This is a genomic window from Myxococcales bacterium, assembly GCA_023898405.1.
Classification (GTDB): Bacteria; Myxococcota; UBA727; order UBA727; family JABDBI01.
On the sequence record CP060221.1, the window covers coordinates 1,025,471 to 1,041,054 of the forward strand.

The following is a 15,584-nucleotide window of genomic DNA, read 5'->3' on the forward strand; positions in this document are numbered from 1 at the left end:
TTTAATGTTCCTACAAAATTAAATAAATCTTTAGCTACACCAAATCATGCAAATTTTTAGTGAGCTTATCTATAAAAGATTGATCATTAGAAAAAAATTCTTTGATATCCATCATTAATTTTTCTCTATCTTGCTCACCTAATTTATTTCTTAGAGAATTGTCGATCACGGTAGCAACAAAGCGTCTATTTGCTTCTTCTCGATCGATAACCTTATTTTTCAAATCCAATGCAAGTTTGTTAAGCTGCTCTGGAGAAATAATAGAACTTTTACTAAGAGCAGCTCTGCCTGCGGAACCCGACTTAGCCTTAAAAACTGCAGTCGATGATTTTTGGGCAGGCGATTTTCTTTCAGGTGATGAAATAGGCTTTGACACTGAAACATGGCGAGTTGCGATCGGCATAACTACCTCCATCCTCCCTGACTATCCAAGGAACAAGTCCTTTTCAATACCCTCTTAACGAACATTTGATCCAATAGTTTTTAAAACATCAAACATGGCCTTAATGAGGTTGGACTCCATATTATAAACGGTCGTGATATGAGATATTTTCATCTGTTGTTCAAGCATGTCATGATTTTTTCTTACCATTTCATCTTGCAACGAATCTATATCTCCATCAATTGGTGGCACTCCTGGGCTTGCAGAAGAGTGGCCTCCACCAAGCCTACTTGCACTACCTAAAGCTGATGCTGCATCCGAAATAGATGCCGACAGAGCGGCCGAACCAGGTATTGGTCTAATCACTTGCCTGATTGCATTGTTGCCAAAATCGATACCCGATCGAAGTCCTGAACGAAATTTATCCTGAAAAGAGAGATTGGATGACGTTCTTGGCTGCGAAGCCTTGGTGTGCACTCTAAGAGATCCCCCAGCAGAACTATTATTGATACTATTAGTAGGCATACTCGTATCCCCTCGTACATCACTTCATTGTCTTTAAATAATTTCGTACAAAAAATAAAAAAGTTGCATCAAAATTGGAATAAATAAATATTTTGCTCAACTTTTATTCAGATGGGAAAACACACCTTAGATCAGCTTGTAAAAGAAATTAGTTTTGTTCTAGATGAACTTTGCTATGCTTTTTCTTATTTAAGCCGAACAGATGTAGGCGTATTTTTTTTCTCGGCGATTATGATTTTGAGTATTTTTTTACCATGGCTTTGTATTTCTGGCTTTATTACTCTGATTGGCTTGCGATGCGGAGGGATTATTCACATTATTTTTTCCTTAGTTGCTAGCTTTGAAGTACTTAAAGTAGCATCCATCAAACGCCAATCATATGACGCACATAGACTTTTATTGCTTCCCACACTCTTAAAAAAAACAAGCCTTAAGTATTTATTTTATGGCTTTAGCTCTATGAGTATTTCAACTTTCAATCTTTTTGACTTTCTCTCTCAAACCAAACAAACAAATTTAATCGAGGTAAGGGGCGGATTTTATTTATGTCTGCTTTCTGGAGTTGGAATATTTGTCTGCGGACTTGAACGCTTTTGCTTCCAAAACAAACCAAATTCTGCACCATCATAAGTTGGGCTTGTCACATGGCAATCAACAGCTATAAAACGGAACTATGATATTAAGAACTGTAACATTACAAGAAGCAAATGGTCTTTTACCTTTAGTTCGAGAGCATTTCCTAAGCATCCATATTTTGCTGAGCAAGATATATGATGGCCCAAATCATAAAATTAAAACCCAACACCCAATTTTTGATAAAAAATCCGACACCTTACAACTATGTGATGTCAGCGGACATCCTCAAAAAAAATTATCAAAAAAACAAAAAGCCCAAATTCATCGACGTATTGAACAAGAGATTAACGCTATTTTTCGGCTTGGCGCCATTGTTAGATCTCTCTTTCCACCACACATTGATTTTCCATCCTTAGAAAATGGACACCTAGTTTTTTTGTGCTGGCACGGTTCAGATGAGCAAATCCTGCACTGGCATTACCCAAACGAAAACGTTGGTATCCGCCAAAGCATCATGCCTGATAGACTAGGACCAAACATGGTACATTGATATGCTTTCACCACTTCCGCTCGTCACTAAATCTGGATACCACTTACCGGGAGATGGCCCTCAGGTTCTTTTTTTTCACGGATTGACAGGCTCGCCCTACGACTTGAGGCCTTTGGCTCAATCGCTCAATCAACGTGGGTTTCAGGTGAGCGTACCGCTTTTAAAAGGGCACGGCACAAAAATTTCAGACCTCGACTCAGTCACAGCCGATGATTGGCTAAAACAAGCCCAGGACTGTTTATCACAACTCGATCAAAATCGCAGTATCATCCTTGGTGGGCTATCTATGGGCGCTTTACTCGCATTGGTACTCAGCAAAAAATCACAAAAAAAAATTGACAGTTTGCTCTTGCTTTCCTGTGCACTGCGGCTCGAACTTTCAGCTGAGCTTACCATTTCGCTTGCACATATTGGACTGCTTCCAAAAAATAGTCACTTCAAAAAATTATCGGGAGGAAGCGACATAGCTGACCCTGAAGCTAAAAAAAAATGTCCTTCCTATAGAGAAATGTCGTTATTTGGCATGATGCAACTCGATGACTTAAGACTGCAAGCCCTCAATGCTCTTCCTAAAATTTTATCACCCATGTTCGTGGCTTTTGGAGAACAAGATAGCGCAATCGATACTCGTGGCTCATGGCAGTTATTGCTAGAAAAAAGTAACACCTCGCTTTTTTGTAAATTTTATTCTCGCTCAAAGCATATTGTCAGTTTGGATTTTGATCGGGATAAACTTTGTGATGATGTCATTCGTTTTCTTAACCAAAAAATAGGAAATCCATCATGACTCAAGTGGCAACATCAATTTTATCTGCTGATTTTTTAATTTTAGGACAAGAGATTGATGCCATTTGCAGTGCAAGAACAGATTTTGTTCACATAGATGTAATGGATGGCAGCTTTGTTCCCAATATCACTATGGGCCCCTTGGTTGTAAGTGCGGTAAAAAAAATTACTCAAAAAACTTTGGATGTTCATCTCATGATCGATAATCCTCAATACCATATTGATGCTTTTGCTGATGCAGGAGCAGATTATATCACTGTTCACCAGGAAAACTGCACCCACCTAGAAAGAACCATCAAGCATATTAAGTCAAAAAATATCAAAGTGGGTGTCGCTCTTAACCCAAGTACTCACGAAAGCACACTGGAATATGTCATTGATCAATTGGATCTTGTGCTTATTATGTCGGTCAATCCAGGTTTTGCGGCTCAAAGTTTTTTGCCAACTGTTGTTCCCAAAATAACTCGTGTAAAAAAAATGCTTACTCAGCACAACAATGACTCGTGCATAATTTCAGTTGACGGCGGTATCAATGAAAAGACCGCACCGCTCTGTACAAAGGCAGGTGCCTCACTGTTGGTAGCAGGATCCTATATTTTCAATTCTTCCGACTATGCCATGGCAATCGATTCGTTAAAACAATCCTAAAAAAATATTTTAAAAGACTGTAAGAGACTATTGTGCAGATATTTGCAAAATAGTTTCTAAACCTAAAGTTTGTACAACTATGGGAGCAATCAATGACAACAGCAACTTTTGAACTGATGAAAACCCCCGCAAAAGAATTTGCACTCAAGGAGCATGGCCATTTTATTGGCGGTGAATGGTGCACTTCCAAAGAAAAAACTTTTGAGGTTTATGATCCAGCCTGCGCTCGGGCCTTCACCAAAGTATCTTTGGCAGGAAAGAGCGAGGTGGACAGTGCCGTTTTAGCTGCGCGCACTGCATTTGAATCTCCTGAATGGGCCCATATGCAATCATCAAGCCGAGCTCAGATCATGTGGCGCATCGCAGAGCTTATAGAACAGCATGGAGATATACTCGCAGAACTTGAGTCTTTGGATAATGGAAAACCCTTAAGTATTGCCCGTATTGCCGATGTAAACTTAGCTGCTGCTCATTTCAGATATTATGCTGGCTGGGCAGGAAAATTCAGCGGACGTGTGGTTGATATGTCGGTGCCCTTTCAAAAAAAGAATCTCTTTCACGCCTATACAGAACGTGAAGCGGTAGGTGTCGTTGCTCAGATCATTCCATGGAATTTTCCTTTATTGATGGCGGCATGGAAACTTGCACCAGCTTTAGCTGCTGGGTGTTGCGTAATACTAAAACCCGCAGAACAAACTCCTTTGAGCGCAAGCTATCTCGCTACCTTGCTCAATCAAGCAGGCCTTCCCAATGGTGTTGTCAATATCGTTAACGGCGATGGAACAACCGGAGCACTGCTATCAGCACATAATGGCGTTGATAAAGTCGCTTTTACCGGATCCACTGAAGTAGGAAAATTAATCTTACAAGCAGCTCAATCAAACCTTAAAAAAGTATCGCTCGAGCTTGGCGGCAAATCACCCAATATTATCTTTGATGATTGCGATCTTGAACAAGCGATAAAAGGTGCTGCGCACGGTATTTTCTTCAATCATGGGCAATGCTGCTGTGCAGGATCACGTTTGTTTATACACGAAAAAATTTATGATCGTGCCCTTGAAGGCATTAGCAAAATAGCTCAAAGCATCAGGCTTGGCCCAGGTATGCACAAAGACACAATGATGGGTCCTTTGGTTTCAAAAGAACAACATGAACGGGTCACTGACTATATCAAAGCGGGCGTGGCAGCAGGGGCACAAGCAGTAGGCGGAGAAAGCAATCATGATCAAGGCTATTTTGTCGCTCCCACGGTTTTAAGTAAAACTCACAAAGACATGTCAGTAGTCAAGGAAGAAATTTTTGGCCCTGTTGTATGCGCTTCTCCATTTGGCTCAGAAGAAGAAGTTATCCATGAAGCCAACGATTCAATCTATGGGCTTGCTGCGGGCTTATGGACCAAAGATATTTCCAAGGCTCATCAAGTCAGCAAAAAATTGCGCACCGGAACAGTGTGGGTTAACTGCTACAATGTGTTTGATGCCAATTTACCCTTTGGCGGCTACAAACAATCGGGATGGGGAAGAGAAATGGGCGCTGAAGCGCTTGAACTTTATTCTGAAACCAAATCCATCTGCATTGATTTGGGTAAACGCTAATTTTTATCGCTCGAGCCTCAAAGCTCGAGCACTCAGCTTGTCATGAAAATCAAAATAGCGTTGTTAAGCCGTAGCAAAATATATACATTCGATTCAGCAGCTGTTTAGGAATTCTTTAAGCCAAGTTAAGATCATTTCATAGGCTCATCTATACTTTGCTTCAGATGCATGAGCATATTTTGGAACAAAGGTGTTTTTGTAAGTTCGTTGCCGCGCCTCACAAGATATTCAATATTTTTTCGCTTAACATTATCCATTGCACGAAAATCTCGATGGACATCTATATCAACCCTAAAAAAATTCTGTTTGCCATCTTCATTGATTAACTTATGCAACATAGTATTATCAGCTTCGATATCGCCTATTTGAAAATGCTTTAAAATGGGCCCCACCCAGTTGATAAGACCTCTGCCATTTAGTTCTCGCTGCAATTCCTCTGCACCAATTTTCCCGGTTCCAAAAGAATAAACTTCAATATCACGGCCTGGAAACATCCTGTGAGCATTGACATAGGCTATCAAAGCAGGATTATTTCGATAAAGTCCACCGTCAGCAACACCATGAAGCGTCCCCCAAGAAAACTCTACATTAGCCAAATCAAAATAAACCGGAGCAGCACTGGTAGCCTGTGCTACTTCCCTCATAAGACAATCTTTATCAAAAGGAAATTCTTTGGCATCCGCAGAACTAAACTCAACCCCTGTCTCACCATCAACGTGATATCCGGTAATTATAACAGGGACAAGCGCCTGACTCATCATGGTGTCACCCAACACTCTCTCAAGATGCTCTTTAAGAACTGCGCTTTGATATTTTGGTCCCCACAATCCAAATCCTGTCGATAATTTGTGAGACACCGTTGAGTGAAAAACTTCTCGCCCCATTTTTGTGTAAAATTCTAACAATGATCGAGCACTGTAGAAAGCTTTTCCTTGTTCATCACCAATACTGAGCGCCAAAGCAATCAGTCCACCTGTGGATGAGCCCACCATTACGTCAAAAATTTGGTTTATTGGTTTGCCTATTTCATCTTCAATTTCAGTAAGAGACATAACTTCAAGAATGCCTCTGATTCCACCACCATCTAGACTAAGAACACGAATTGGTCGCTCTGCCCAAGAATTGCTTCCAAAAATAATCGCGCAGCAAAAAAATATATTAAAAAATGCCCGCATACTCCCCCCATGATTCCAGTGCGTTTCATGGTTTTATCCTTTGTCGGTGATTTTGTTGGAAGAATATGGCATTTTATCTATAAAAAATAAGAACTATTAAAACCCTTCTTGGATAACGCTATTGATGCTAGACAATTTCAATCAAAGTATCTTCCAGACCTTAACAATCGCTATCAATAATCTAAAAAAGCACCACGGCCTTTTAACGCCAGGGTGCTTGGAGAACAAACAAATAATGGAGCCGACAAGCGGAGTTGAACCGCTGACCTACTGATTACGAATCAGTCGCTCTACCAACTGAGCTATGCCGGCTTTTTGCTTGCAGACAATTATTAAGTAGGGCAGAATTGTCAAGGCGACACTTCAACTAAGCCAAACAGAGTTTGCATCAAGCGCAATCTAAGTAAAACTTAGTTGTCTTGATTATCAACATAGGCCAAATATTTGCGCCCTTTTATAAAAAAGAAAAATTTTTCGATCGTATGCCAGGTGGCGGCTGCAATCATAAGGCAAAGAAAAATAATCAGCAAAAAATAACAGGGTAAAAAATATGATGAAAAGGCGCTGCGCAAAAAGAACCAGGAAAAACCTCCGGCTGTTAATGCGGCAATAATTAAAGTGTTAAAAATATAGATGCTGTATGAATATTTCCCAAGCAACCTAAGTAACTTACTATTTAACAATTTTATGAATCTCTTGTTCTTTGGCATGGAGAGGGCAAGCATTAAAAGCCCGCTAAAAAATATACTGACGCCATGAAAACCAAAACTCTGTATGTGCGTGCGATATCCAGTAAAATTCATATCGAATGAACGAATAGATATCTGCTTATGCGCACAAAAAATACTAAAGACAAAAAGTGTCGCCCCCAACAACAGCAATAAAGTCCCAATGAAAGGAGAGTAACTTTGAAATTTTTCCTTGCTGTAGGTATAAGCAAAAGCCAAGATGCTTCCCCACAAAATAGGCTCACCCCGAAATATTGATGAAACATAAATATTTTCAGCGTAATCCACTGCAGCTTTAATATGAAAGATTTTGAGCGTGTAAATTAAAGCAATAAGCAGAATTATTCCCAACACAAAAATGCTTGAAAATTTTTCTTTGAAAATTTTTCTTAGGCACAAAAATAAAAATGGCATTAAAAAATAGAACTGCTCCTCAATCGCAAGACTCCAAAAATGCGCCAATTCTCCTTGAGGATATATACCATTTTCTCTCATAAAATTAGTTAGCTGAAACCACATCAACCACTGGTTTTCGACATAGCAGCTATACTTAGAGCCAACCATTTTTTCTATATCGATAAAATGAAGCGCAAAAAAATACGCCCCTAAGGACACTGCAAAAAGCGGATAGATACGCAGGAAGCGCCGAAAAAAGAAAATCAAATAATTTTGTGAGGAGTTTACCTGCCTGATCACAATGCAGGTGATCAAAAAACCGGAAAGAACAAAAAATAAATCAACACCTATCCAACCAAACTTGCAGCAAAACCAAAAAGCATTTTCAAAGCTCGAAGCTGAATCAAAATAATTTGGAGTAATGAAAGGTCCGTTAATAAGTTCCACATGCCCAACAATAACCAAAAATATAGCCAGGCCTCTTAAACCATCGAGTTGGGACAGATGAGGCAATGAGCTCTCATTGCTCTTATGGCTTAACATGTTGATTCCCTAAAAATGCAAGAATTCTCGGGCAGGACTATCTGCTTTCCAAAAAAATGATTCTGTATAAAAATGGAGCGCGCTCAGCGCATGATAAATTGTCAAATCAAAAATAATATTTTGGCAAAAATACATAAGCCCACAGCCCAATAATGACGAAGCAAAAAACAAAGGGATTGGCTGATTTCTATGTATAAAGTCAAAAAATGATCCTGATTTTTTTACTTTCTTCTTATTGTAGGAATGCGCTCCATAAAAATACAGAGCGGAAAAATCATGAATAATCCTTGGACCCAACACGGCCAGACTAAAATAGTCCTGAGAAAATAAGAAGCACGATACTAAAACCATGCATAGATTTCCCACTATCATTAATTTTCCTGAGAGAATGCCTGCTGATTCTCTTACTTGAAATAGTAAAATGGCAGACAGAACAATTGCAGGGATAGTAAAATAAAGGGAGTACTGCTCAAACAGATTTAGAAATGGTTTTAGATAACTGAAATAATTTGTATAAATCCTTGAGTAAATGCAAAGAAATAAACTAGAAGAAATAAACACTCCATAGCTTTTCCAAATTTTAAAAGTGAGATTTTCTTTTCTTTTCAAAAATATTTTGGTCATGGAAAATTGTTGACCGATCACATGCTTTACAGTCCAAATAAGCGCAAAAAGTGTAACAGCCTCTCTTAAGCCAGCTGAGTCAAAAGCCACCAAAATAAAAACGGCAAAAATACCAAAAATTGCCAAATAAAGAAGTTTATCCTTAAAAAAAGAAAGATATTTTTTATCTGCAAGCAACAAAGAGCTACAAATTATATGTGGAAAATTAAGAAAAAGATTCAACCATAAAACAAATTCTAATGTCAGAGGAGACCTGGTCTTAAAATAACCAGAGAACACAACTAAATCAACAATCATCAACACAGCAATTGGAATCAACACAAGATACAAAGAGTTAACAACATAAGGATTTATCCTTACTTCTTGTTCATGCAGCATAAATTTTCCAAATAATTTCTACTATTTCATTGAAATTAAAAAAATCTTATTTTCAACAAAACAATCACCATTAATACCAGACGTTTTATTTAAACAAATTAGGTACTTATTTCTTTATCAATGAATTATCAATACTGGAAAATTATGTTCATGCAACAGAGAAGTCCGAAAACTTGGCATGAATTTATCAGTTGAACGTCTTTTCCATCTGAGAGATTGCCTGCATACTCCAAGACAAAGACTAAACTTGATAGCAATCTAAGCCCAAAGCGGAGTGCCACTCATGATATCTCAAAGACCACATGTTTTTACTAGTGAATCTGTAACAGAAGGCCACCCAGATAAAATAGCAGACCAAATTTCTGATGCCATTTTGGATGCTATTCTATCTAAAGATCCTCAAGGCCGTGTTGCTATTGAGTGTCTCTTAAAAAGTAATCTTTGCATCATTGCTGGGGAAGTAAGTTCTCACGCTCAACTCAATTATGCTGCTATCGCTCGTGAAGTTATAAAAAATATTGGCTATCGCGCCGAAAAACATGATTTTGACGCTCGGCTATGTACAATTCTCACAAGTATTGATGAACAATCAAAAGATATTGCGCTTGGTGTTGATGCGTCAGCTGATAAAGAGCAAGGTGCTGGCGATCAGGGCATGATGTTTGGCTATGCATGCGATGAAACGCCAGAGTTTATGCCTCTTTCAATCACCTATGCACATGCACTCGCCCAGCAACTTGCCTCAGTACGCAAAAGAAATGTTGTTCCATTCTTGGGGCCCGACGGCAAAACCCAAGTAACCGTTGAATATGAACAGGGGCGTCCCAAGGGAATAAGCACTCTCGTAATTTCCTCCCAACATGATGAGGGTATTTCTCAGACCACAATAAAAGAAGCCATTATTGAAGAAGTGATCAAACCTATCGTCAAAAAAGAGCATTTACTTCCTGACATTAAATTTCATATCAATCCAACCGGTGCCTTTGTTATCGGTGGTCCAGTAGGTGATAGTGGTCTTACCGGCAGAAAAATTATTGTTGATACTTATGGTGGCATGGGCCGACACGGCGGTGGAGCATTTTCTGGCAAAGATCCATCAAAAGTAGACCGTTCGGCAGCTTACCTTGCACGTTACATTGCAAAAAATGTTGTAGCAGCTGGCCTTGCTCGTCAATGCGAAGTACAACTGGCCTACGCCATTGGTGAAAGTAATCCGGTAAGCGTTATGCTCAATACTTTTGGCACGGCTGTTGTCGATGAGTCAAAGATCGAAGATGTCATCAAAACTTCCATTCCACTTAAGCCTGCTGGCCTTATCGAATACCTTGATCTTAGAAAGCCGATCTATCAAAAAACTGCAACCTATGGCCATTTTGGGCGCAATGATATTGAGCTGAGTTGGGAGCAGATCAGTTTTGCACAACAGCTGAAGCAAAAAGTACTTTAGCAGACTATTTATTGATAATTTTCTGGCGACCTTCGAAGTCTTTTTTGGCACATACTGGTGCCAAATCTATTTTAGAAGCCAAGCAAGAAAAAGCGATGCATACCCAATAAGAAGCTGTAAAAAAATACAGAATCATGCACTAAGCCATTCCTCACGCGCTTTTTTTTTGAAGGATTAAGCAAAACTCAGGTATATTGAGTGTGTTTGCAGACATTTAAGAAAGGAATTCCCAGTTCTTATCTCATATTCTCGTTTTATCCAGTTAATACCGCGTCTTGTGATGCCAATGGCGAGCTTCTTAAAAGCAAGTTTTGGAAAGTGCAGTGGCATATCGATTATAGATTCAACGTCGATAAACGTATGCCATAAAAGTACACTTAATCGCTAATGACCGAGGCGAACTTTTATCCATAAGACTAACAAAGGGCTATGTTGACGATTGCCAACCAGTGCCAAAAATGGTGAAGAATATCTTTGCGAAGTTATTTGGCGACAAGGGCTATCTTTCCAGCTCATTATCCGAAAAATTGCGTTCTAATGGTTTATACTTAATCACAAGCATTCGAAAAAATATGAAAAATAAACTCATGTCGTTGTTTAATAAAATCACACTTATAAAGCGATTTATTATAGAAACAATAAATGATAAATTAAAAAATGAATACCAGATTGAGCATACGCGACATCGTAGTCCAATAAACTTTTTGATAAATCTTTTAACTGACTTAACTTGCTGTCAGATGAGCCCTAAAAAGCCAGCGCTAAAAATGCCGTCAAACCTGAACAATAACTTAATCGCTTAAGCAAACTTCAGGTTAAAGCAGTAAAATCAGTTACTTCGTCATGGAATGAGTTGGTGACATTTTTTGATTTCCCGGCGAAGCATTGGCTTCATATCAGAACTTGCCTTTGCCACGGTAAAGCTTCGCACAAGAAATATCAAAGGTAGCGGGAGCGTCAAAATGGCAGAAGCAATGGCCTTAAAGCTCTTGCTAGAGGCAGAAAAACGCTGGAGAAAATCCATGGTGCTGAGCAGATTTCAACAATGCTGGATGGAGGCATTTACAAAGATGGGCTATTGATAGAAAGTACCTCTGCAAGGTTGGTCCACAACTTTCTGTGGTAACTCTTCGCTCCATTTTATCTCGCTCTAGCTTTTCTAAGCTGTTTTTTTCTTTTGATTAAAGGTGAGCTCAGGATCTTTTTTACCTAGGATAACCTCACCCGTAATTGTACAACTCTGAACATTTGGTAAAAAAGGCACACTGTACATGATGTCGAGCATGGCATTTTCCAAGACTGAACGCAGTCCACGTGCGCCGCTCTTTCTTTCTAAGGCTATTTTTGCAACAGTACTCAATGCATCTTGGGTAAATATCAATTCAACTCCTTCAAGAGCAAAAAGCTTTTGATACTGCTTTACAAGTGCATTTTTAGGCTCAGCCAATATGGTGACCAAACTTTCCTGCGTCATTTCATCGAGAGTAGCAATAATGGGAAGACGACCAACAAACTCTGGTATAAAGCCGTAGCTAATAATATCGCTGGGTTCAACATCACTCAGTTTCAAAGCCACTTTATTGCTCTGGGATTTTGTCTGGTCTGAGTTAAAACCCAAAGATTTTGTTCCCATCTTTCGTTTCAAAATATCTTCTAGACCAACAAATGCTCCCCCGCAGATAAAGAGAATATCCTTAGTATCGAGGTGAACCACTTGTTCCGGTTGGCCATATTTTTTAGAGCCTCTTGGAGAAACAGCTACGACACTTCCTTCTATCAACTTCAACAATGATTGCTGTACACCTTCACCAGAAACATCACGGCTGCCGTTCAAGGCATCACCCTTTTTAGCAATTTTATCGATCTCATCCAAATAAACGATACCTTTTGCAGCTTTGTGCGGATCATTATCCGCTGCAGACAAAAGGTTTTGCAAAATACTTTCTGAATCTTCCCCTACATATCCAGCTTCAGTAAGAGAAGTTGCATCCACCACGCAAAAAGGTACTTGCAAAAGTCGAGCCAAACTCTGGGCAAGCAAGGTTTTTCCTGTTCCAGTTGGTCCTATAAGTAAAACATTGCTTTTTTGAATCTGCACATCATTTTTTTCATTAGTAGAATTGATGCGTTTGTAGTGATTATAGACCGCCACAGCCAAAACCTTTTTGGCCTCATCTTGAGCAATGACATATTGGTCAAGAAATTCTTTTATGGCATGAGGTGTCGGTAATTTTATTACTTCTGATGGCGTGTTTTGTGCCTTATCTTCTTCAATAATTTTATTGCACAACTTAATACATTCATCGCAAACATATACACCCGGCCCTGCCACCAATTTCTTTACTTCATGTTGGCTTTTCTTACAAAAAGAGCAATGAAGCACCGCTGTCGTATCCCGCTTAGCCATCCTATAAACCTCCGAAGCATAAGTCTATCAAAGCATACTAAAAGAGAAATGGGTGATAATAATATTTATTATTCGAACTCATCTGAGCTAACAGCTTAAATTTATTTAGTTTCTCTAAGCAAACGCCTTCATTCTGGAAAAATTTTACGGACTTTGGTGAAAGATTCTTTGCCACCTTCTTCCCCCTTTTTTCTAAAAAAATCCTTATTACAATCAACTTCTTTGGGAAGTTTTTAAAATGGAGCGCTTATATCTTGATGCCAATGGCTCTTGTCCACCTTGCCCTGAGGCTCAACAAAAAATAATAGAATTAGCAGGCTTAATCGGCAATCCTTCATCATTCCATGAAGAGGGTAGGCGGCTGCGCTCGCTCATTGATGATGCTCGTGAACATGTTGCTCAAGCATTGGGATGTAAATCTCGTGACGTAATTTTTGGTTCAGGCGCTTCTGAGGCAAATCGCTTATTTGTTGATGCTGTCATGCTCAAGGCACGCCAAGAATGTCGTATTCCTAAAGTTATCATGTCTCCTTTTGAACACCCCTCTCTTTTAAAATCAGTTTTGGGGGTAGCTGACCAGCAATTGATCAGTCTTGAATTGCTTGAGATTGACAAAAACGGCGCATTCATCGATCTCGAAAAAATCAAATATGCTGATATCTTGATCTGTTGCGAAGCCCATAACGAAACAGGTATCATGCCTGATTTTGATGAGCTTCTCAGAAATACCAATCCTTCCACTTTGGTGATGTCAGATATTTCTCAAAGTTTTGCGCGTAAAAATACTTTCTGCCATGAAAGAATTGATGTGATGACTTTTTCTGCCCAAAAAATGGGAGGCTTTGCTGGTTCAGGCGGCATAGTAATGCGAGGCTTAGCAAAAAATCTTAAAGCACCGTGGCAAGGCGGTGGACAAGAACGAGGTTTTAGACCTGGCACCGAAAGCGCTCTGTTGATCGCTGCTTTTGGTGAGGCTTCTCGTGTTATTAAGCGCACAAGAATGCAAAATCTAGCTTTGGAACCTTTAAGAAATTATTTTGAAACTGAGCTTAAATCGCTCGAGTGCCACATCATTGGGCAATCACAAAAACGCCTCTCCAACACCAGCGCTATAAGTTTTGCTCATCCATACCCAGACGCTTTGCGCATCGCCTGCGATATGGCGGGCTTAAGTGTTGGCTTTGGTTCTGCATGTTCAGGGCTTGCTCCCGAAGGAAGTTTTGCTCTCAAGCGCATGGGGATAGATACTGAACAACAAAAAGCTACTATCCGCTTTTCATTCGCCCCACATACCACCAAGGATGTGATCGACGAAGCTCTTTGGCGAATCAAAAGTAATATTCTTAAGCCTAAAGAAAGTTGAACACTTGCCGATTAATAAAAAGATCTAAAAGACTATTGAAAATCAAAAATTGGCCTTATTTAGCCATTTAATCAAAACATTTACAATTCCTAACTGAATATCAAATTCTAGTAGAAGCAAGCATTTGTTCACAGTCTTTTGAAAGACTAATTGATTTGTTTAACCAAGCCAAAGCGTGTTCAACCGCCATTGCTTTGAGCACGATCTCTTGTCATCCCCGCACAGACAAGGATCCCAATAGAGCACTATTAGGTCTCTATTCTATGTTTAAAAAATGGCACACTCAGTGTCGGGGTTAGCAACGACTCGTCTCGTAGGATTTACGGCAAGCGAACAAGCTACAAGGAAAAATGTATTAAAAAGTGGAGGTAATTGAAATTAAGATCGATCGAGGAAAATAATCATCAATAGGACGATTTACATTATTGATTTTAACTAGGCTAGGTGTTTTTGCTGGATCCCCGCCTGCGCGAGGATGACAAGTGATCATGGACAAAAATGTTTTCTCAGCTCAGCAAAAAATTATTTTCAAACATTCTCTCAGCCGTAGATCTCGCGTCTGAAGCGGTGTCTATCTATCTCCATTTTATATATAATGTCTTGCACCCATTCCATAAAACGCGGCTTCAAACTTTTAGGATCTTGAGCAGCTTTTTTTTGCCACTTGGTGAGCGCTGGTCCACAAGCAAAAAAGAGTGTTTTAGCTTTATCCATCACCAACTGTTCAATGAATTCATTTTTCGGCCTCCCCATAAAATAATGAGGAGCTAAATCATTAGACTTTTCATCTCGGGTAAGAAAATAATACACCTGGAAACGCTCGGGAAACTTAGTTCTCAGCTCCTCTAGTTGGCGATGGAAAATGATATCATCCTTGGTTTTATTAACACTCACTAAAGTGTGCTTAAAAGAACTTTTTTTGCCCAACAGTTCATCTTTGATAATAGAAAAACTTGGTACCACTCCTGAACCTGCCACTAAATGAATGAGATGATCGGTGTTTGGTCTCAAATCATCAGGAATAATATAGGCTCCAGCATAACCGGTAAATTCTATTTCACGCCCCACCATGATGTCTGATGCCAAAAATGGAGAAAGCAAAGGAGGGTAAGCATCGGGACCTGGATGGTAATTTTCAGGTTTTATCGTGATCGATATATATTTTTCGTGAGGAGCAGAGGTTAAAGAATAGGCACGAATCGGCTCAACTTTGGATTTTTGGCCTTCAAAATAATTTATAAAATCGCGCAGCTCTGGGAATTGATGGGGATTAATACTGATAAATTGCCCAGCCTTATAGTCCTTGTGCTGATCATCAACAAAAATATCCAAAGTCCAGGTATCAGGAGTTTCTTGTGTGGCTTTTACCACTACCCCATTTATTATTTTGATTTTTTTTCCCTTCTCTTGCATATCACTCATATTTTTTTACCGCTTGCTCTTAAAAGCCCATCTGCTAGC

At 39.4% G+C, this 15,584-nt stretch carries 15 protein-coding genes and 1 tRNA gene; 8 read left to right on the forward strand and 8 right to left on the reverse strand.

The window, feature by feature from the left end; all coding sequences use genetic code 11:
• Positions 1-34: 34 nt before the first annotated feature.
• Positions 35-403 carry a hypothetical protein gene (locus H6731_04680; GenBank protein USN51708.1) on the reverse strand — a complete coding sequence of 123 codons (369 nt, stop codon included), beginning with the start codon at positions 401-403 and terminating at the stop codon, positions 35-37.
• A 54-nt stretch (positions 404-457) separates the two neighbouring features.
• Positions 458-907, reverse strand: coding sequence for a hypothetical protein (locus tag H6731_04685; GenBank protein USN51709.1), 450 nt, complete (start codon positions 905-907; stop codon positions 458-460).
• A 237-nt stretch (positions 908-1,144) separates the two neighbouring features.
• On the opposite strand from H6731_04685, the gene H6731_04690 reads away from it, so the two are divergent.
• From H6731_04690 to H6731_04710, 5 genes are all read left to right on the forward strand, one after another.
• Positions 1,145-1,537 (forward strand): hypothetical protein, encoded by a 393-nt coding sequence (locus H6731_04690; GenBank protein USN51710.1) that lies wholly within the window; start codon positions 1,145-1,147, stop codon positions 1,535-1,537.
• Between the two features lie 43 nt (positions 1,538-1,580).
• Positions 1,581-2,033, forward strand: a complete 453-nt coding sequence (locus tag H6731_04695; GenBank protein USN51711.1) for a DUF2203 family protein — start codon at positions 1,581-1,583, stop codon at positions 2,031-2,033.
• A gap of 1 nt (position 2,034) precedes the next feature.
• The gene (locus H6731_04700; protein ID USN51712.1) at positions 2,035-2,820 is read left to right on the forward strand and encodes an alpha/beta fold hydrolase; all 786 of its coding nucleotides are present in this window, start codon (positions 2,035-2,037) and stop codon (positions 2,818-2,820) included.
• Entirely contained in the window at positions 2,817-3,467 is a 651-nt protein-coding gene (locus tag H6731_04705) for a ribulose-phosphate 3-epimerase (GenBank protein ID USN51713.1), read from the forward strand. Before H6731_04700 ends, H6731_04705 begins: the two co-directional genes overlap by 4 nt.
• A gap of 92 nt (positions 3,468-3,559) precedes the next feature.
• Complete coding sequence (locus H6731_04710) at positions 3,560-5,062, forward strand: aldehyde dehydrogenase family protein (GenBank protein ID USN51714.1); 1,503 nt, start codon at positions 3,560-3,562, stop codon at positions 5,060-5,062.
• Positions 5,063-5,193: 131 nt separating this feature from the next.
• Here H6731_04710 and H6731_04715 read toward each other — a convergent pair whose 3' ends face one another.
• From H6731_04715 to H6731_04730, 4 genes are all read right to left on the reverse strand, one after another.
• Complete coding sequence (locus H6731_04715) at positions 5,194-6,237, reverse strand: patatin-like phospholipase family protein (GenBank protein USN51715.1); 1,044 nt, start codon at positions 6,235-6,237, stop codon at positions 5,194-5,196.
• 236 nt (positions 6,238-6,473) lie between these two features.
• Positions 6,474-6,549: transfer RNA gene (locus H6731_04720), tRNA-Thr, on the reverse strand.
• 98 nt (positions 6,550-6,647) lie between these two features.
• Positions 6,648-7,904 carry an acyltransferase gene (locus H6731_04725; protein USN51716.1) on the reverse strand — a complete coding sequence of 419 codons (1,257 nt, stop codon included), beginning with the start codon at positions 7,902-7,904 and terminating at the stop codon, positions 6,648-6,650.
• A 9-nt stretch (positions 7,905-7,913) separates the two neighbouring features.
• Entirely contained in the window at positions 7,914-8,906 is a 993-nt protein-coding gene (locus H6731_04730; GenBank protein ID USN51717.1) for a hypothetical protein, read from the reverse strand.
• Between the two features lie 286 nt (positions 8,907-9,192).
• Between H6731_04730 and H6731_04735 the strand changes: the two genes are divergently transcribed.
• A complete protein-coding gene (locus tag H6731_04735; GenBank protein ID USN51941.1) occupies positions 9,193-10,353 on the forward strand; it encodes a methionine adenosyltransferase in 1,161 nt (386 codons plus the stop codon).
• Positions 10,354-10,718: 365 nt separating this feature from the next.
• On the forward strand, positions 10,719-11,156 hold the full coding sequence (locus H6731_04740; GenBank protein USN51942.1) for a transposase: 438 nt from the start codon (positions 10,719-10,721) through the stop codon (positions 11,154-11,156).
• Between the two features lie 356 nt (positions 11,157-11,512).
• Here H6731_04740 and clpX read toward each other — a convergent pair whose 3' ends face one another.
• The gene (gene clpX, locus H6731_04745; GenBank protein USN51718.1) at positions 11,513-12,760 is read right to left on the reverse strand and encodes an ATP-dependent Clp protease ATP-binding subunit ClpX; all 1,248 of its coding nucleotides are present in this window, start codon (positions 12,758-12,760) and stop codon (positions 11,513-11,515) included.
• 238 nt (positions 12,761-12,998) lie between these two features.
• Here clpX and H6731_04750 point away from each other — a divergent pair, with 238 nt between their 5' ends.
• Positions 12,999-14,123, forward strand: coding sequence for an aminotransferase class V-fold PLP-dependent enzyme (locus H6731_04750; protein USN51719.1), 1,125 nt, complete (start codon positions 12,999-13,001; stop codon positions 14,121-14,123).
• Positions 14,124-14,663: 540 nt separating this feature from the next.
• On the opposite strand, the gene H6731_04755 is transcribed toward H6731_04750, so the two are convergent.
• Positions 14,664-15,545 (reverse strand): oxidoreductase, encoded by an 882-nt coding sequence (locus H6731_04755; GenBank protein USN51720.1) that lies wholly within the window; start codon positions 15,543-15,545, stop codon positions 14,664-14,666.
• Positions 15,546-15,584 lie beyond the last annotated feature (39 nt).